Genomic DNA, 19,383 nt, shown 5'->3' with positions numbered 1-19,383 from the left:
AAATATAACATTGGAGTTATTCAACCTTCAGAAGACATACAAGATTTATTTGTTCACCCTTCAATTTATGATACCAGTTATGGTATTAAGGCTTTTTCTAATCCTGTGAATGAAAAAGCAAAAGAAAATTTAAGTATGGCTGCCACATATTTATCAAGAAAAGGAGCCGAGGCTGTAATTTTAGGATGTACTGAAATCCCGTTAGCAATTCAATATCAAAAAATTGAAAACAGCTTAATTATTGATGCTACAACCGTTCTTGCCAAAGCTTTGATTAGAGAGTCAAAAAAATTAGAAAGTGTTAATAACCTTTAGAATTAATTACTTAAATACTATTTACTTCTTGACAACTTCAACTACTTTAGTTCTTAAAATTTAACTTTTTTATGACGGATTTTATATTAATTCTTATTTAAAAAATAATATAAAATACTGTATTACAAATACTTAATATTGTTAAATTAATTTCCATATTTTATATATCAAAAACGCGTCATTTTAGAATAAAACTAGTCTTAATTATTATATACATTTGCGACTTTATTTTTATTCAGTCTAAATAAATGAGATATATAATTTTTGTAATTACGTTATTATTTTTCAATATAATTCACTCTCAAACAGGTTTAATATCTGGTACTGTGGTATTAGAAGATGATTCACCTGTTATAAATGCCCATATTAAAGTGCTAGGAACTAACCGTAGCGCTATAAGTGATTTTGACGGTAAATTTGAAATAGACAAACTGCAATACAATACTTACGAGCTTTCAATTTCTACAATTGAAGCAGACAACAAGAAGGTTTCTATAAATATTGACAAGGAATACAACACTATTATCATTCGTTTGAGTAAAAAAATGAATCAATTAAGTGAAGTTGTAATTAACGGCAAAAGTATAGAGACTGAAAAAGAAACTTCAGGCTATGCTGTAAATGTCATAAAAACAAAAGAAGCAAGCCTTAGAAACATTCAAACTAACGATTTATTAAATACTACTGTTGGTGTAAAAATTCGTCAAAATGGTGGTTTAGGCTCCGAAGTCAACTATAGCTTGAATGGGTTGTCTGGGAGTTCTATTAAAATATTTATTGATGGTATTCCGAGTTCAGTTTACGGATCATCATTTAGCTTAAATAGCATCCCGCCATCAATGATAAAAAATATTGAGGTATACAAAGGTGTTGTTCCTGGTCATTTATCTGATGATGCTTTAGGTGGCGCTATTAATGTGGTATTACATAAAGGGTCAAAAGATTTTTTTAATGCAGCTGTTTCCTATGGTTCTTTTAATACAATTCAAGCTAGTGTAAATGGTTTATATCATTTTGATAAATCTGGTTTTACAATAAAAACTTCTTTATTTAATAATTATTCTGATAATAATTACAAAGTGTCTGGTAGAGCTATTGTTGTTACAGGTTTAGGAGGTGTACAAACACCAATTACAGCCAGACGATTTAATGATGTCTACAGATCTACTGGTGGTATGGCACAAATAGGGTATACAAATGTTAGTTGGGCTGACCAGTTTTTTATTGGAGTTACTGCTTCTGATGATTATAAAGAAGTTCAACATGGTGCTTTTATGACTATTCGACCATATAAAGATCGTTTTTTAGAGTCTGATGCATTATTAGCAAATTTAATATATCAAAAAGATGATTTTTTAACCAAAGGTTTAGCTATAAATATAAACGGTTTGTATGGTAGCCGAAATCGTACCGTAAATGATACCGTCGCCGCTGCTTATAGTTGGAGTGGCGAAAGAGCAATTGATTTTAAAGGCGATGAATATGAATACACTTGGGGTTCTCAACAAGAAGGTGGACCAACCTTAGCTAAAATTGAAAGAAAAGTAGCATCAATAAGAACTGGTTTGTCATATAAAATAAATGATCACCATAAATTTTTGGCTAATCATTCTTACAGTGGTATTGATAGAGAAGATAGCGATCCTCTGTTGTCTCTTTTAGAAAACACATTTATTGGCACAAGAGATTTACATAAAAATATTTACGCTTTAACTTACGAATTAGTAACACTTGACCAAAAATTAAGAGCGAGCGTATTTGGTAAATATTACCATCAAAAAACAATTAGTATTGACCCTGCAATAGCTCAAGATGAAAATGGCAACAGTATTGTTGTTGATGAAGTTGTTAGTTCAAACAATAAAGATGATGGATATGGTTTTGTAACATCATTTGCTATACATCCAAAATTAACTTTATTGGCCTCTGCAGAAAAAGCAATTCGCTTACCAGATGAAACGGAAGTATTTGGTAATGACGGAGATAATGTAGTAGCCAATACTAGTATTCGACCAGAAAAAAGTAACAATTACAATTTAGGTTTTAGACTTGGTGCTTTTAATATTAAGAAAAACCAATTTACAGTATCATCGAACTTTTTTATTAGAGACATAACCGATAGAATAGGTTTACCTATTGAAAACTCGCTAAATGTTGATGATGAATTAATTGTTTATGTAAATCAAGGTAATGCTAAATCTAAAGGAGTTGATGCACAATTAAATTATAGTTATAAAAATAATTTAGGATTAAATTTTAATATTTCTCGTTTCGATTTAACAACCACTACTGATGCCGGAACTGAAATAGATATTCCAAACACTCCTTTTTTCACCATGAACGGTAGTTTAAGGTACTCTCTAAAAGATGTATTTCAAGAAAATACTCGATTAAATCTGTTTTACAGCTTATACTTTACTGGTGAATTCTCTTATTTGAATATACCATCTGGTGTAGGAGGTGCAGATTTTTTTAAAGTACCTGAGCAAATCTCACAAGACTTGGGAATCAGCTATGCATTCCCAGATAAAAAAACTGTAATGAGTTTTGATGTTAAAAACATTTTTGACAAACCCTTATATGACAACTTACGTGTACAAAAGCCCGGACGAGCTTTATACTTAAAAATAAATTACACAATTAATAATTATTAATCAATTCAATATGAGACGCACACTATTAGACTTTAAAACATTAACCCTAACTGCACTAACCATAGGTTTAATGACTGCTTGTAGCAGTGATGACACTGATACAAGTACAGAAACTGAAACTGAAACTGAAGCAGGAACAGAAGATGAAACAAGATGGATCACTGTTGCTGGAGCTCAAATGGGCGATGAGCCAGGAGATGGAAATGGAGGTACATTAATTTACAGTGTAACCAGTGAAGAGGCTAAAGACCCTTCTGTATCAATCTCTCCTTTTGAAAACGGATTTACAGCACCATCAAACAGAACAGCTCGATTACAGTCTTCAGAAGACGGAAGTACAATCTTTAATATTAGTTATGCAGGTGATACTGGTGGTACTTACACTAAATATTTGGTAGAAGGTGGACAAACTTTTACACAATCAGGTACCGAAGTAAGTATTGAACCTTATGTAGGAACTGCACCTAGATGGATCAAATTATTTGATGGTGATAAAACAGGAGCTGCTGTTTATGTATCAACAGAAAATGAAATTGACGATAATGGTACCGAAGACGACGCTTCAGATGATACTTATATCAGAACAAATGCTACAATTGGTGTTGTAACATTAGATTTAGAAAATTCTTTAATTAATAATTTTCAAGAACATAGTGTTGCTTTAACTGATGAAGAAGAAGCTTTAGGTTATTATATTTCAAGAATAGATATGCCTGTTTTAAATGAGGCTGGTGACAAATTATATATTGGTGCTCGTTTAAGTAAACTTGACCCTACAACTACTGAGAGTGATAGCGATTATGAAATTTTAGGTTCTAAAACTATTGTATTAGACTACCCTTCATTATTAAACCCATCAGTAATTACTTCAACAGTTGGTTATGGTAATACAAACGGTTACCGTAGTATTAATGCTTTTTTATATGATGGTAGCGTATACCAAGCTAACCAAAGTGACCCATCAGGTTCTCACATTTTGAAAATTGATGCTGATAACGAGTATGATGATTCTTACATTTTTAATTTAGATGATGCTTTGGGTGTTGAAGGTGCTTATATTCTTGCTTGGAGACCTGCTGCAAATGGTAAAGCTGTTATCGCTTACCGTCACGATGGTTCTGAAGAAGGTGTTGCTGGTGCTCAAGGATTTTTTGCTTTAGCTGATTTAAATACTAAGACTGCTACAAGAATTGATGCTATACCTTACAATGCAGATTTCTACTTATTCCAATATCAAGGTTTTGTTGTTGATGGTAATGAAATTTATGTTACTGAAGCCCCTGTTGGAGAAAATGGAAACATCTATGTTATAGATACTGAGACTGGTGAAGTAACTAAAGGTGCTGAATTAGTTAATGCTGAAGGAAGTCACTTTATCGGAACTTTCTAAAATTCCATTATACCATCAATAAAATTGATGCTTTTTAAATATTACTAACTAGAAAACCGCTATTAAAACAATTGTTTTAATAGCGGTTTTTATTTTAGATTTCTCGAAATCAATAATTAAGTTTTTTGCTTTTTCTTTTTAGCTGCAGGAAATAAAACATTGTTTAAAATAAGTCTGTATCCTGGTGAAGAAGGATGCAATTCCAACTCCGTTTTTGGGTCTCCAACTCTATGCTGATAATCTTCAGGGTCATGACCACCATAAAAAGTAAAAAAACCTTTCCCCTTTATTCCGTGAATGTAACGAGCTTCATTATTCAATTTATTCTCACCTAAAACCAAAACTGTCGGCTTAATTTCATCTCGTTTAAATGAAGTTGTCTGCCCCATAAAACCTTTTACTAAGCTTGTATGGTTTTGACAAAGCATTGTAGGTACAGGATCCCATTTAGCAGAAAAATCCATTAACGAAAAGTAATCAGATTCTTTGGGTATTTTTCTTTTACTTGTCATATCTATTGATGAAAACTCATAAACTAATGGGTTACGTTCTAAAGTAAAATTTGTAAAAGCAAAGGTTTTACTATAATCTATTTTAGATTGATAATTAGATTCTGATGGATCACCATCAAACATAGTTTCACAAATATCTATACCATCAGAGGCTGATAAGGAAATATCAAAACTATCTGTTGCTGAACACATGGCAAACATAAAACCACCACCAATCACATAATTTCTAATTTTTAAGGTTACTGCTCTTTTCTCTTCTGAAACCTTCGTGAAACTTAACTTACGTGCTAAAGCTTCTGCATCTTTTTTACCTTCTAAATACCAAGGTGCTGTTTTATATGAAGCATAAAACTTTCCGTATTGCCCCGTAAAATCTTCATGATGTAAATGTAACCAGTCAAATAAAACCAATTTATCCGTTAATACCTCTTCATCATAAACGGTTTCATAAGGTATTTCAGCATAGGTTAACACCATTGTTACAGCATCATCCCAAGGTTGTTTACCTGTAGGTGTATAGACTGCTATTTTTGGCGCTTTTTCAAGTATTACTGCTTCTTGATTTTTTGATGGACTCGAAATATCATTTAAAATTGAATTTGCTTCGCCATCAGAAAGTATTTCAAACGAAACACCACGTATTTGACATTCTTTTCGAATAACATCTCCATCGGGCAATAAAAAAGAACCTCCACGGTAATTTAATAACCACTGAACCTTCTGTTGTTTTACTAACACCCAATATGTAATTCCGTAAGCTTTTAAATGATCTTTTTGACTTTCAGCATCCATTGGAATTAAAATAGAAGATGCTGTTATTGTGTATGAAAAAAGAAAGAGAATACTCGTATAAAGTATTCTCTTTCTTTTGTATTGAAATTTAAATTTTAAACTTTTAAAAAGGCACATCATTATCATCAAAATCTGGTGTATCGTTCATTGAACTACCAAAAGCTTGATCTGCATTTGGCAGATTTTTAGTTGCAAATGGGTTTTCTTCTCCGTCATTCATTTTAGACTGGAACTCAAAAGGAGAATCAAAGTCATCTAAATTATCAAATTTACCTTGATTACCAATAAACTTTAACCTAATATTCTCTAAACCACCATTTCTGTGTTTAGCTACAATAAATTCTCCTTGCCCAGCAGTTGGCGTACGCTCATCATCATCCCACTCATCAATTTTATAATATTCAGGACGGTAAATAAACGAAACAATATCGGCATCTTGCTCAATCGCTCCAGATTCCCTAAGGTCAGAAAGTAAAGGTCTTTTAGTCCCCCCCCGTGTTTCAACCGCACGAGATAACTGTGAAAGTGCAATTACTGGTACATTTAATTCTTTTGCTAGTGCTTTTAAGTTACGTGAAATAGTAGAAATCTCTTGTTCACGGTTTCCACCACCTTTTTGACTACCACCAGCTGTCATCAACTGCAGGTAATCAATCATAATCATTCGAATACCGTGTTGCGAAGCTAAACGTCTTGCCTTTGCTCTAAGGTCAAAAATAGATAATGAAGGCGTATCATCAATAAACAGAGGAGCTTTCTCTAATGTTTTTACTTTTACATTAAGTTGTTCCCACTCGTGCTTTTCTAATTTACCTGTACGTAATTTTTCTGAAGACAAACCTGTCTCAGAAGAAATTAAACGTGTTATTAACTGTACAGAAGACATCTCTAATGAGAAAAATGCCACTGGAATATTAGAGTTTACAGCCATATTACGTGCCATAGATAAGGTAAGTGCTGTTTTACCCATACCCGGACGTGCTGCAATAATGATTAAATCACTCGGTTGCCAACCAGAAGTAAGTTTATCAACTTTGTCAAAACCTGATGGCACACCACTCAAACCTTCTTTACCAGCAATCTCTTCAATACGCTTTTTAGCTTGAATTACTAAGTTTTGTGCAGTTTCAGCTGAACGCTTTAAATTTCCTTGAGTTACATCGTATAATTTTGATTCTGCTGTATCTAATAGATCAAAAACATCTGTTCCTTCATCGTAAGCTTCTTGAATAATTTCATTTGAAATTTTTATTAAACTACGTTGAATATATTTTTGAAGAATTATACGTGCGTGAAACTCAATATGGGCAGATGAAGCCACTTTTTGAGTCAATTTTATCAAATAAAAATCACCACCAACAGCTTCTAATTTTCCATCCTTCTTCAATTGAGAAGAAACGGTTAATAAATCGACTGGTTCAGAGGTTTCAAACAATTTAAAAATTGCTTCATAAATAAAGCGGTGTGCGTCTTTATAAAAAACTTCTGGATGTAAAATATCGATAACCTCATCAATACCTTTTTTATCAATCATCATCGCACCAATCACAACTTCTTCTAAATCAATAGCTTGTGGCGGTAATTTACCTTTCTCTAATTGAATTAGATTAGACTTGTCGACTTTATGTCCTAATATTGGGCTGGGTTTCTCCATAGTTTGCGAAAGTATCAAATTAACTTTCAGTTAACATTATAAATTAAATTTCTCTATTAACCGTTCATTAACAATTTGCTTGTTAATAAGTTACGATTTTGTGTTGATAACAAAAAAAAACTGGAGAATTAATTCTCCAGTTTTAATATTTATGGTTTAAAACAGGAATTAGTCGTTGAATACACCCATATTGGCATATTTTTCCATCCTGGTATTTGTAAGTTCTTTTGGTGATAACTTTTTTAACTCCTCGTAATGAGAAACTATTTTATTTTTTACAATATCAAAAGTTTTTTCTCTAGAACTATGAGCTCCACCAGCAGGTTCTCTCACAATTTCATCAATAAGTTTTAACTTTTTCATATCTGTAGCCGTAAGTTTTAATGCTTCAGCTGCTTGTTCTTTATATTCCCAACTTCTCCATAAAATAGAAGAACAAGACTCAGGAGATATTACAGAATACCATGTATTTTCTAACATTAATACTTTATCACCAACACCTATACCTAATGCTCCACCAGAAGCACCTTCACCAATGATAGTAACTATAACGGGTACTTTTAAGCGTGTCATTTCTAAAATATTACGAGCAATAGCTTCCCCTTGCCCGCGTTCTTCTGCTTCAATACCTGGGTAAGCACCAGGAGTATCCACAAAACACACTACAGGAATATTAAATTTTTCTGCAGATTTCATTAAACGTAAAGCTTTACGATACCCTTCAGGGTTAGCCATACCAAAATTACGGTATTGACGAGTTTTAGTATTAAAACCTTTTTGTTGACCAATAAACATAAAAGATTGATCACCAATTTTACCTAAACCACCAATCATGGCTTTATCGTCTTTTACATTTCTATCACCATGAAGCTCTAAAAATGTATCACCACAAATACCTTTTATATAATCTAATGTATATGGTCTATTTGGGTGCCTTGAAAGTTGAACTCGTTGCCATGCGGTAAGGTTCTTGTAAATATCTTTACGAGTTTCTTGTAATTTTTTTTCAATTTGTTTACAGGTTTCTGTAACATCAACCTCACTTTCTTCACCAATGATCATGCACTTATCCAACTGCTCTTCAAGCTCTTTGATGGGAAGTTCAAACTCTAAGTATTCCATGAATTCTCCTGTTTATTTTTAATCTAAAGACAAATATAAAACATTAAATAGGGATGTCTAAGTCCTACTTAACTTTTTTATTCTTCCTTTATTTTTTAATACGCCATTACTTAGTACCGTGCTTAATATAATTAATGCTCCTATATAGAACAAAGGATTCATTTTTTCACTTTCACCAACAAATATAAAAGCTAATATAATACCATAAATGGGTTCTAAATTCACTGTTAACATTACTGTATATGGTGATAAAAACTTCATTACTTTAACTGATGCTATAAATGCGTAAGCTGTACATACAGAAGCTAGTATGACTATAAACATCCAATCATTTAGTGAAACTTTAAAAAAATTATTTGTAAAACCACCTTGTACGCCTATATATATTGCAACAAATAAAAAACCAAATAATAATTCATAAAATGAAATTATACTCGGTTTTTCTACCGTTATTAATTTACCATTAACTAAAGTGAATACTGATGCTAAAAATGCTGCAACTAGCGCTAAAATTATACCTTCGACGTATTGAGTTTCTACATTAAAAATAATATAAAGTCCTATTATTACCACAATTCCAAAGGCAACTTCATACCAAATCATTTTTCTTTTATAAATAAACGGCTCAATTAAAGCTGTGAAAAAAGCACCTGTGGCTAAAGTTGCCAGAGCTATAGATACATTTGAAACTTTTATGGCTTTAAAAAAAGCAATCCAATGCAAAGCAATAACGACTCCTATTATAGCCATAGTCGCTATTTTTTTTGGTGAAATTTTTAAAGAAATTTTCTTAAAAGCAATAAACAAGCCTATACAAGCAACTGCAATACCCATTCGATAAAAAACCAATGGTAGCGCATCAATACTAATCAGTTTTCCTAAAACCGCAGTAAATCCCCATATAAAAACTATAAAATGGAGATGTAGATAGTTTTTTAGTTTCGTAGTCATACATTAAAAGTAGTACAAAAACGTTAACGTTTTGCTCTTTGAATAAGATAAAACCCTAATATTCCAAATATTAAGTTGGGAATTAAAACTGCTAGTAAGGGTGATAAACCAGTTTGTTCTGCTAAGGTACTAAATACACGATCGAAAAATATGTAGATAAAAGCAACAAAAATTCCGAAAGCTAAATTAACTCCCATACCCCCTCTTCGTTTTTGAGAAGATACTGCTACTGCTATAAATGTTAAAATAAACGCTGTAACAGGCAAGGCCCATCTTTTATACTTTACTAATACATACGTATTAATATTTGATGCTCCTTTACGTTTTTGACTATCAATAAAATCATTTAACTCAAATAAGTTTTTAGTTTCTGCGATATATGATACCGGAGTTAAATCATTTATTTTGAATGGAAATATTGTATCTAATCGAGGTTTAGTTTCTAAAATTTCTGTTTCACCAACTAAAGTCCTTTTTACAAATGACGTAAGTCTATAAACTGAATCTTTTGGAACCCAACGAATATTAGCTGCAGATAACTTATATTCTAACTCATTACTTTCTTCATTAAAATGCTCCATAGTAAAGTTATAACCAATCTCTCTCGTTGGATCAAACCTACTTACATAAATAAAATCATTCTCATTTAATTGATTAAAGATATTTTCTGTAACCCTATCTTGCCTACCTTTTTTTAAATATGTAAATGAGAATTCATTAAAGCCAATACTTGCATAAGGCACAATAAACATTCCCATAATAAACATAAATATGGCAACTATAGTTGAACCTATTAAATAAGGTCTTAAAAACCGATTAAAGGATATACCTGAACTCAATATAGCTACAATTTCAGTATTACTAGCTAATTTTGAAGTAAAGAAAATTACCGATAAAAATAAAAAAATAGGTACAAGTATACTCCCTATATAAATAGAGAAATTGCTCAAATAGATAAGAATTTCATTTAAAGGAGCTTCGTTTTCTTGCATTTTTCCTAGTTTCTCGGCCAAGTGGGCCATAATACCAATAGGAATAAACATTAATAACATTACAGAGAATGTTATGAGATAACGTTTTAATATGTATCTATCTATAATGCCTAACATTAAAGCCTTTTATCCATTTGTTTTACCATCTTATTTTTCCACTCATAAAAATCTCCTGCCAAGATATGCTTTCTTGCCTCACGAGTCAACCACAAATAAAAACCTAAATTATGAATAGTAGCAATCTGTTTTCCTAAATATTCATTGGCTGCAAATAAGTGACGTAAATATGCTTTTGAATATTCAGTATCAACAAAAGTAATTGCCATTTCATCAATCGGAGAAAAATCATCTTCCCACTTCTTATTTTTAATGTTTATGGTACCATGTGCAGTAAATAACATTCCGTTTCTTGCGTTCCGCGTTGGCATTACACAATCAAACATATCAATACCCAATGCAATATTCTCTAAAATATTTATTGGTGTACCTACACCCATTAAATAACGAGGCTTGTCCTCCGGTAGAATTTCACAAACAACCTCAGTCATAGCATACATTTCTTCTGCTGGCTCACCAACTGAAAGTCCACCAATGGCATTCCCTTCTGCTCCAACACCTGCTATATATTCTGCTGATTGTCTTCTTAAATCTTTATAAGTAGACCCTTGAACAATTGGAAAAAATGCTTGACTATAGTCATATTTATAAGGTACTTTTTCTAAATGTGTAATACAACGCTCCAACCATCTATGCGTCATGTGCATAGAACGTTGTGCGTATTTGTAATCACAAGGGTAAGGTGTACATTCATCAAATGCCATAATAATATCAGCACCAATTGTACGCTGAATTTCCATTACATTTTCTGGTGTGAAATGATGGTACGAACCATCAATATGTGATTTAAATTTTACTCCTTCTTCTTTTATCTTTCTTCTACCAGAAAGTGAATACACTTGGTAACCACCACTATCGGTTAAAATATTTCTATCCCAACCCATAAACTTATGCAAACCACCAGCTTTTTCAATAATATCTGTTTTAGGTCTAAGGTATAAGTGGTATGTATTTCCTAAAATAATATCAGGGTTAATATCTTCTTTTAATTCACGCTGATGCACTCCTTTTACAGATGCTACAGTACCAACAGGCATAAAAATAGGTGTTTCTATTTTTCCGTGATCAGTTTCAATTACTCCTGCTCTAGCTTTACTATTAGGATCGTTTTGTTTTAATGTAAATTTCAAATCTTATAAATAAATGAGCACAAATATAGTTAACTATATTAAGGAAAATACCTAAGAAAAAAATAAAGTTGGTAATCAACATTATAGAATCAAGCAATATATTTCTCTAAGATAACTTTAACATTCAATAACCAAAGTGTAACAATATATACTATTGATTGTCGTTAAGTTTGATAACGAGAAGTAAAATTTTAAATTGGTATTATTATTGATTTAGGTTTTACTCAAAATTTAAATGATATGAGAAAAACATTTTTAACTGCAATATTTGCTTTAGTAAGTTGTATTGCATTTGCTCAATCTGAGCAAGGATTTGGTATTAAGGCTGGTTTAAATTATGGAGCAACTGGTGATTACTTTGATGCAGCTAGAGATGCCTATGATGACCCAAAAGGTAATGTTGGTTATCACGTTGGTATTTTTGGTAAAATTGGAGAAGAAATTTATTTGCGCCCTGAATTAGTGTACACTAAAACAAAAACTGATTATGAAAATAACAGTTTAGACATGTCGAAATTAGATTTACCTGTTCTTATTGGAGTAAAAGTTATTGGCCCATTAAATGTTTTTGCTGGTCCTGCTTTTCAATATATATTAGACACTGATTATAGCGGAGTTACCTTAGGTGATGTTGAAAACGATTTTACAGTAGGTTTAAATATAGGTGCTGGCGTTAATTTAGGAAAAATTGGTATTGATTTACGCTACGAAAGAGGTTTTACCGAAAATGAGGTAACTGTTATTGATGCTAATAGTGGTATAAGTACAATCGGTGATCGTATTGATACTAGACCAGATCAATTAATATTAAGTTTATCTCTTAAAATATAAAGCAATATTATTAATTGCTTAACCATAAAAATCCCAGCAGAATACTGTTGGGATTTTTTGCTTTCAATATTTTTCAAATCTCTTCTATTATTTAATCATTATTACAAAACACAATTTTCTACTACTTTTGTAAGCACTATTAATTAGTATTGAATATGCGTATAGATAAATACCTTTGGTGCATTCGTTATTTTAAAACCAGAAATATTGGCACTGAAGCTTGCAAAAAGGGTCATGTTAAATTAAACGGAGCTGTAGCTAAGCCCTCTAAAGAGGTTTTGCCTATGGACAAAATAATTGTTCGTAAAAACCAGATTAATTATCAAATATCGGTTCTTGACATACCGCCAAATAGAGTTGGCGCAAAACTTGTAGATTTATATAGAAAAGATACTACGCCAGCATCGGAATTTGAAAGTAACGAATTGCTTAAATATTCTAAAGACTATTATAGAAAAAAAGGTACTGGTAGGCCTACTAAAAAAGATAGAAGAGATATTGACGGTTACGTAGACGACTCTTATGATGAAACCAGCGAAGAATAACCGACACTTTCTTATATTTGATTTTTAATTAAAGCTATTATGCAGAATACCATACTAACACACGAACAAATACAACATAAAGTAAGACGTATTTCGTATCAAATATTTGAAGCAAATGTTGATGAGCAAGAAATTATCTTAGCAGGTATTGAAGGTGGAGGTTTAAATTTTGCCAAAAAAATAGAAAAAGTACTTAAAGAAATTACAAATGCCACTGTTACAATATGTAAAGTAAGCATGGATAAAAAAAATCCACTATTAACGGGCGTACAAACTTCAATACCTGAAGAAATGTACACAAATAAGTCTGTTGTATTAGTTGATGATGTTTTAAACTCTGGTACTACTTTGATATATGGAGTCGTCCATTTTTTAAAAGTGCCATTAAAACAATTAAAAACTGCTGTTCTTGTAAACAGAAATCATAAAAAGTACCCCGTAAAAGCTGATTACAAGGGCATATCACTTTCCACCTCTCTACAAGAACAAGTTCAAGTTGAGTTTAAGCCTAAAAACGACAAAGTTTATTTAAGCTAAACCTGAAGCAATTTCTTCAGTTATCTCTTCCGCAGTTTTACCGTCGCAACTAATAATGTTGGTTGATTGTAAGTAAAAGTTATTACGCTCAAATAAATGCTTACCTATAAACTCTGGTAAATCTTCATCAGGTATATTTTTAATCACTGGCCTGTGCTCTTTTTCTTTAGATAGACGATCTACTAAACCCGGAATTGAAACTTTTAAATAAAAAACATTAGAAGTTTTTTCACTAATTACACCTAAATTATTCGAATAACAAGGTGTTCCTCCCCCAGTAGATAAAATAAATGATTTTTTTTCTAACATTAATTCTTGCACGTATTCATGCTCTTTTTTTCTAAAAAAGATCTCTCCTTTTGAGCTAAAAATCTCCAAAACAGACATATTTAATTTAGATTCTATATACTCATCAAGGTCTATAAAATTGATATTCAATTTCTTAGAAAGCAATTTTCCTATTGTACTTTTTCCGCTTCCCATGTAACCGATTAATACTATTTTCATGTTTTATTTTTATGTAAAATTGACCTAAAATAAAGTGAAAACAAAAAAAAATAATTTTTTTTCAAAATAGACTTGCACAATCAATAAATGGTTGTATATTTGCACCCGCAAACGGATAACATTATCCAACAGCAAAACTGAAATAATGACCTGGTAGCTCAGTTGGTAGAGCATCTCCCTTTTAAGGAGAGGGTCCTGGGTTCGAGCCCCAGCCCGGTCACTGAATGAAAATTCAAAATGTATCAAAACCTTGTAAATCCTATGATTTACAAGGTTTTATGATTTTAGGACCATCATATAAAATGATAGTATTTATCTTTCATTGGTTCACAAATCGTCAACACTTTTTTTTAATCGTCAACATGTTGACACTTTGAAATTGTATTTAAAATAACTCTATTATAGTTGATTTGACTTTCGTCTCTGGAACGTTTAACTTTTAAGACGACAACTATGCGTACAACTTCAACATTTTCCACCTTATTTTGGGTGTATGGCAAGCGCGCCAAAAACAATCAAGCTGGTATTTACGTTCGTATTACCGTAAATACCGAAAGGGTCAATATTAGTCTCAAACGAAAGATTGATTCCACTAAATGGGATTCATCACGACAACGGGTCAAAGGGTATTCTATAGAAGCAAAATCCATCAACCAATATTTAGACCAAGTTCAGTCTCAAATTTTTAATAGTTTTTCGGATTTAAATTTAGAAAAGAAACCCATTTCCGCTCAAAATATTAAGGCACGTTTTTTAGGGGAAAACAATGTGCATTATTCATTACGTTATTTAATTGATTTTTTTAACGATAAAATGAACAGTAAATTAAAGCCTAAAACGCTATGCCATTATAAAACTAGTCAAAAATACTTATTGTACTATGTAGCTCAAGAATACAAAACAGACAATCGTTTTCTAAACGAACTGGATTTTAGATTTGTAATCGGTTTTGAAAATTTTCTTAGAAAGTACCGTCCCAAACATAATAGAAACCAAATTGGAAATAATGCGGTAATGAAACATATTCAACGTTTGCGAAGAATGATTCGCCTTGCTCTAGATATGGAATGGATTGATCGAGACCCATTTATTAAATTTAAAGCCAAATTGGAAAAAAGAGAAAGAGAATTTCTCACCAAAGAAGAACTTGCTAGTATTGAAAACTTAAGCCTGGATATACCTCGTTTAGACGCGGTCAAAGACTTATTTATTTTTAGTTGTTATACAGGAATATCTTATGTGGACATTATGAAATTAACTCCTAAAAGTATTGTACCTGGTGTAGACTCAAAGCTCTGGATCATGGATACCAGAAATAAAACCGGAACACCTTTTAAAATCCCTATATTAAATCAAGTTGATAAAATCATTAAAAAATACAGCTCTAATCCAACTACCAACCAGAACAACAAGTTATTACCTACTCTTTCAAACCAAAAGTTAAACAGCTACCTCAAGGAAATAGCGGATTTAAGTAGTATTCAAAAAAATCTAACCTTTCATATGGCGAGACACACTTTTGCGACCACAGTGACTTTAACTAATGGAGTACCCATTGAAACTGTCTCTAAGCTTTTAGGTCATACCAAACTTGCCACTACTCAGATCTATGCAAAAGTTATAGAACAAAAAATCTGTGAAGATATGGACGTCCTTAAAACTAAACTTGAGGTCAAAAAACCACATCTTTCGATTGTACATTAAAACAAGAATAGCCCATTTCATTCGTGTGATGGGCTACTTTAATATTTATATATAGATTATACTTAGGTTTTTCTTATTTGAATCGATTTACGTCTAATATTTAAATTCATCATCGTCATAAACTTTTTGATTAAAGCGAAATATAAGTTCTTCTAAAAATCGTGCTTTACTATCTTTCCTTGTTCTATTGTACAAATGATTCTATTTTATTCGAATGCAAAGGCACATATTTCTTAATAATATAAGGGGTAATCTCATCCAAAGTTTTACCCGTTATTGGATGAAGACCAGGATTTGTAAAATATTCAATTCCTCCATCTTTATTTTTAGCATACCATATTAAAGGTTTATTAGTAACTGGTGCAAAAAAATCTGTCGCCATATCAACCTCTATCTTCTTAAAGTTATTCATTTTCACTTCTTCATAAGGTACAACTTCCGTTCCATATTTAGAATAAGGTTTCGTTTCACAGGATATTCTTTCAAAATGGTTTTTTGACCATGTCATACACCAAGTTTCATTATCATCAACAGGCTTTATTATAATAAATAATAGTACAATAACCCCAAAAAGTAAACTCGTAGTAAGTACTAGTTGTATTGTACTCCATTTTCCTTTTTTATCATCTCTCGCATTAATTAAATCAGAACTCTCAGACGTCAAGTCCAAATCTATATCTCCAACATTATTTACTCCTTTAATAGTTTCAATTTCCAATTTATACAATGGCTTATCCTTTTTTAAATACTCCTGCAAAGGCCTAGGTTGAAAATCAATCAGCCAACTAATTAATTCAATATTCTGAGTACTAGTGTTTTTTGCTCTCCCCTTAAGAAAATTAACAATCGGCTTAAATTTATCCACATCAAAATCCTGAATCTCTTTTAATTTGTTACTCTCGTTCTTAAATTGGAAAAAATGATTTAGAATATGATTGTCCTTAATTGAGTTTCTTTTATTCAAAAGCAAAATACAAGCCGCCCTTATATTTGCGGAAGTTGGCTTCACCAAATAGATACTAACCTTGCCCCCCTTTTCTAATTTATACTTGTCTAATATTTCATTTTTATAAGTTTCAGATGTTTTCATTTCTGCAATTTGGTTTGAATTTTTGGAATTTCATTGGAATTTTTTGGAACTATTGGAATTTCTGGAACCATATAAAGTTAATGCTTTTAAGCTATACTAATTTTGTCCTATCAGCTAGTTCTTGTTATGAAATGCTAACATAATAAATGTACAAAACTAGCTAATACGGAAATCTGTAATGCGGTTTGTAATTAACCGGTTGAGAAGTAGTTAAAAACTACTGCATTACAATTTCTACTTCTCAAAGGACAAAGGAGTAATCCTAAAATTTTATATGGGTTGTTGTAACCAAAAAACTTTCGAGCGAAAGCACGGACAGCAACCGCTTTGTTTAATCTCAACATTTTTAAATTATGAAAAAATCAATTATAGCCTTAATAGCGTTAGTTCTGAATACCGTTTTATTTTCATGTACAACTGAGCCAATTACCCAAAGAGATCAGTTGTATGAAACACAAGCCACTGAGGGGGACGATCAGAACATACCGCCACCACCACCTGAAGAAGGTAAGGATTAAGATTATTTTAAAAATTAGAGCCATACAATTTTATATGGCTCTTTTTTTAAATATATTTAAAACAAAAACCAGTTGAACAAAATTATAATACTAATCAGTAGCTTTATTCTTTTTTCATGTAACCAAAATGAAAAATCAATTGTTTTTAAAAAAAAATCTATCCCTATTGACAGTGTTTTATATTATTATAGATTATCAAAAGATAAAAGCATCTCGCTAAAGCAAAGAAAGGTGGCTATAAATGTCGCATATAAAACCTTATTAAATAATCCTGAAGATACTCTTTTAGCTAAAATATTATATCAAAAAAATATACTTCATTTTCAAAATAAAGACTATGATAGTCTTTTATTTTTTCATGAAAAAATAAAAAAAATACCTGCCAAAAATAAATACTATTTAGGAAAACAATATTATTTAGTTGCTTATTATTTTAATGTAGTTGAAAAAAAAATCGATAGTGCTTTTTACAACTACAATATATCAAGAACCTATTTCCAACAAATTAAAGACAGTAGTTGGGTTGGAATAACCCTTGTTCAAATGGGAACAATTCAAAAAGAACAAGCTGATTATTTTGGTAGTAAAGAAACTGTCACAGAAGCACTACAGTACTTAAATCGAAAAAATGATATAAATTATATTGCTTCATCTTACAATACATTAGCCATTAACCATAGAAAACTTTTTAACTATAAAGACGCAATTAAATATTACATAAAAGCAGAGAATATCACAAAATCAAAAGTAGATAAGTTAGCTATTCAAAATAATTTAGCTACTACTTTTATTGATGGTAAAGAATATAACAAAGCAATTGCACTTTTAAAAAATGTTATTGCAGACTCATTAACCATCTCAAACAAAAAAATATATAGCCGTGTTTTAGATAATTTAGCATACACACAATGGCTAAATGGCAGAACTACTGTTGAGCAGGATTTAAAAAAGGCTTTAACAATTAGGATTAATAACAATGATAAACGAGGACTAATGGCAAGTTATAGTCACCTTGGTGAATTCTACTCTAGAACTAACACCTCAGAAGCAAGTTTATATTTAGATTCTGTAATTAAAATTTCTAAAACCTTAAAAAATCCCAAAGCAGAGAAAGATGCCATAAAACAATTGATACTATTAGCACCAAAAAACATACAACTAAAAGATCGTTACCTTTTTTTGCAAGACAGTTTATACAAAAGAGAACTACAGGTAAAAACGCAGTTTGCAAAATATAAATATGACGATAAATTGAAACAAGAATCGATATTAAGATTACAAAAAGAAAAAGCAGAAGAGAAATTAAAAGCTACCGAACAGCAAAATCAAAAAATATTAGCGATCTCAGGTCTAGTTGTATTATTTTTAATTACATCATTCATAGTTTACTTTTTCATACAAAGATCTAAGCGTCTAAAGCAAAAAAATAAAACTGCTAAATTAGAAGCAACTTATGAAACGGAAGCTGAATTATCAAGAAAACTTCATGATGATTTTGGAGGAAAACTAAACCATGCTATGCTTTTAGTTCAGAACAACACTGATAAAGGCGAATTACTCGATTCATTAGAAACTCTGTATAATCAAAGTCGAAATTTTTCAAGAGTAATTAACGAAGTAGAAACAGGAGTAAATTACAAGAATGAACTCTTACAAATGCTTAATAACTATACCACAAAGAAAAACAAATTAATACTTATTGGTAGCAAAGAAATTGAATGGAACACAATAAATGCGCTTACAAAAACAACATTACACAAAGTTCTGAGAGAATTAATGATTAATATGGCAAAACATAGTCAGGCCACTATTGTTACTCTTTCTTTTAAAAAAATGAACAATATTCTTCAAATAAATTATTCAGATAATGGTATTGGAGCTACTGGAAAAGCTGTGAATACAAAAAATGGTCTTCGGAATACAGAAAAGCGTATTAATGCAATTGGTGGAACAATTATATTTGAAACTGAAAAAGAAAAAGGTTTTAGAGCTGAAATTAAAACTCCGAATTAAAAACTTTTA

The 19,383-nt window shown here is 31.2% G+C and carries 17 protein-coding genes and 1 tRNA gene; 10 read left to right on the top strand and 8 right to left on the bottom strand.

Annotation, left to right across the window (positions count from 1 at the left end; genetic code table 11):
- Positions 1 to 105: 105 nt before the first annotated feature.
- From KO500_RS17465 to KO500_RS17185, 3 genes are all read left to right on the top strand, one after another.
- Positions 106 to 315 (top strand): aspartate/glutamate racemase family protein, encoded by a 210-nt coding sequence (locus KO500_RS17465; RefSeq protein WP_303489120.1) that lies wholly within the window; start codon positions 106 to 108, stop codon positions 313 to 315.
- A gap of 248 nt (positions 316 to 563) precedes the next feature.
- Positions 564 to 2,969 (top strand): TonB-dependent receptor, encoded by a 2,406-nt coding sequence (locus KO500_RS17190; RefSeq protein WP_215957793.1) that lies wholly within the window; start codon positions 564 to 566, stop codon positions 2,967 to 2,969.
- Between the two features lie 10 nt (positions 2,970 to 2,979).
- Positions 2,980 to 4,359 (top strand): hypothetical protein, encoded by a 1,380-nt coding sequence (locus tag KO500_RS17185; protein ID WP_215957792.1) that lies wholly within the window; start codon positions 2,980 to 2,982, stop codon positions 4,357 to 4,359.
- Positions 4,360 to 4,475: 116 nt separating this feature from the next.
- Here the strand turns inward: KO500_RS17185 and KO500_RS17180 are convergent, their stop codons facing one another.
- The 6 genes from KO500_RS17180 to tgt all read right to left on the bottom strand — a co-directional run bounded on the left by KO500_RS17180 (position 4,476) and on the right by tgt (position 11,629).
- Entirely contained in the window at positions 4,476 to 5,663 is a 1,188-nt protein-coding gene (locus KO500_RS17180; RefSeq protein ID WP_215957815.1) for an asparagine synthetase B, read from the bottom strand.
- A gap of 103 nt (positions 5,664 to 5,766) precedes the next feature.
- Entirely contained in the window at positions 5,767 to 7,317 is a 1,551-nt protein-coding gene (gene dnaB, locus KO500_RS17175) for a replicative DNA helicase (protein WP_215957791.1), read from the bottom strand.
- A 168-nt stretch (positions 7,318 to 7,485) separates the two neighbouring features.
- Positions 7,486 to 8,439, bottom strand: a complete 954-nt coding sequence (locus KO500_RS17170; protein WP_215957790.1) for an acetyl-CoA carboxylase carboxyltransferase subunit alpha — start codon at positions 8,437 to 8,439, stop codon at positions 7,486 to 7,488.
- A gap of 57 nt (positions 8,440 to 8,496) precedes the next feature.
- The gene (locus KO500_RS17165; protein WP_215957789.1) at positions 8,497 to 9,390 is read right to left on the bottom strand and encodes a DMT family transporter; all 894 of its coding nucleotides are present in this window, start codon (positions 9,388 to 9,390) and stop codon (positions 8,497 to 8,499) included.
- 23 nt (positions 9,391 to 9,413) lie between these two features.
- Positions 9,414 to 10,499, bottom strand: coding sequence for an LptF/LptG family permease (locus KO500_RS17160; RefSeq protein WP_215957788.1), 1,086 nt, complete (start codon positions 10,497 to 10,499; stop codon positions 9,414 to 9,416).
- A complete protein-coding gene (tgt, locus tag KO500_RS17155) occupies positions 10,499 to 11,629 on the bottom strand; it encodes a tRNA guanosine(34) transglycosylase Tgt (protein ID WP_215957787.1) in 1,131 nt (376 codons plus the stop codon). The genes KO500_RS17160 and tgt overlap by 1 nt, the downstream gene beginning before the upstream one ends.
- Before the next feature lie 240 nt (positions 11,630 to 11,869).
- Here tgt and KO500_RS17150 point away from each other — a divergent pair, with 240 nt between their 5' ends.
- The 3 genes from KO500_RS17150 to KO500_RS17140 all read left to right on the top strand — a co-directional run bounded on the left by KO500_RS17150 (position 11,870) and on the right by KO500_RS17140 (position 13,542).
- Positions 11,870 to 12,460, top strand: coding sequence for an outer membrane beta-barrel protein (locus KO500_RS17150; RefSeq protein WP_215957786.1), 591 nt, complete (start codon positions 11,870 to 11,872; stop codon positions 12,458 to 12,460).
- 155 nt (positions 12,461 to 12,615) lie between these two features.
- The gene (locus KO500_RS17145) at positions 12,616 to 13,005 is read left to right on the top strand and encodes an RNA-binding S4 domain-containing protein (RefSeq protein ID WP_215957785.1); all 390 of its coding nucleotides are present in this window, start codon (positions 12,616 to 12,618) and stop codon (positions 13,003 to 13,005) included.
- Between the two features lie 39 nt (positions 13,006 to 13,044).
- Positions 13,045 to 13,542, top strand: a complete 498-nt coding sequence (locus KO500_RS17140) for a phosphoribosyltransferase family protein (protein ID WP_215957784.1) — start codon at positions 13,045 to 13,047, stop codon at positions 13,540 to 13,542.
- Here the strand turns inward: KO500_RS17140 and KO500_RS17135 are convergent.
- Positions 13,534 to 14,049, bottom strand: coding sequence for a shikimate kinase (locus KO500_RS17135; RefSeq protein WP_215957783.1), 516 nt, complete (start codon positions 14,047 to 14,049; stop codon positions 13,534 to 13,536). The two genes, KO500_RS17140 and KO500_RS17135, sit on opposite strands and share 9 nt — an antisense overlap.
- Before the next feature lie 147 nt (positions 14,050 to 14,196).
- Here KO500_RS17135 and KO500_RS17130 point away from each other — a divergent pair.
- A tRNA-Lys gene (locus KO500_RS17130) sits at positions 14,197 to 14,269 on the top strand.
- A gap of 233 nt (positions 14,270 to 14,502) precedes the next feature.
- Positions 14,503 to 15,753 (top strand): site-specific integrase, encoded by a 1,251-nt coding sequence (locus tag KO500_RS17125; RefSeq protein WP_215957782.1) that lies wholly within the window; start codon positions 14,503 to 14,505, stop codon positions 15,751 to 15,753.
- A 184-nt stretch (positions 15,754 to 15,937) separates the two neighbouring features.
- Here the strand turns inward: KO500_RS17125 and KO500_RS17120 are convergent, their stop codons facing one another.
- The gene (locus KO500_RS17120; RefSeq protein WP_215957781.1) at positions 15,938 to 16,843 is read right to left on the bottom strand and encodes a hypothetical protein; all 906 of its coding nucleotides are present in this window, start codon (positions 16,841 to 16,843) and stop codon (positions 15,938 to 15,940) included.
- 353 nt (positions 16,844 to 17,196) lie between these two features.
- On the opposite strand from KO500_RS17120, the gene KO500_RS17115 reads away from it, so the two are divergent.
- Complete coding sequence (locus KO500_RS17115; RefSeq protein ID WP_215957780.1) at positions 17,197 to 17,361, top strand: hypothetical protein; 165 nt, start codon at positions 17,197 to 17,199, stop codon at positions 17,359 to 17,361.
- 72 nt (positions 17,362 to 17,433) lie between these two features.
- Positions 17,434 to 19,374: an ATP-binding protein gene (locus KO500_RS17110; RefSeq protein ID WP_215957779.1), complete on the top strand. Its 1,941-nt coding sequence runs from the start codon at positions 17,434 to 17,436 to the stop codon at positions 19,372 to 19,374.
- Positions 19,375 to 19,383 lie beyond the last annotated feature (9 nt).

Origin of the sequence: Cellulophaga baltica, from assembly GCF_018861125.1 — a bacterium.
GTDB lineage: Bacteria > Bacteroidota > Bacteroidia > Flavobacteriales > Flavobacteriaceae > Cellulophaga > Cellulophaga baltica_A.
The sequence above is the reverse complement of the archived record's forward strand: the minus strand, read 5'-3'. Positions and strand labels throughout refer to the sequence as shown.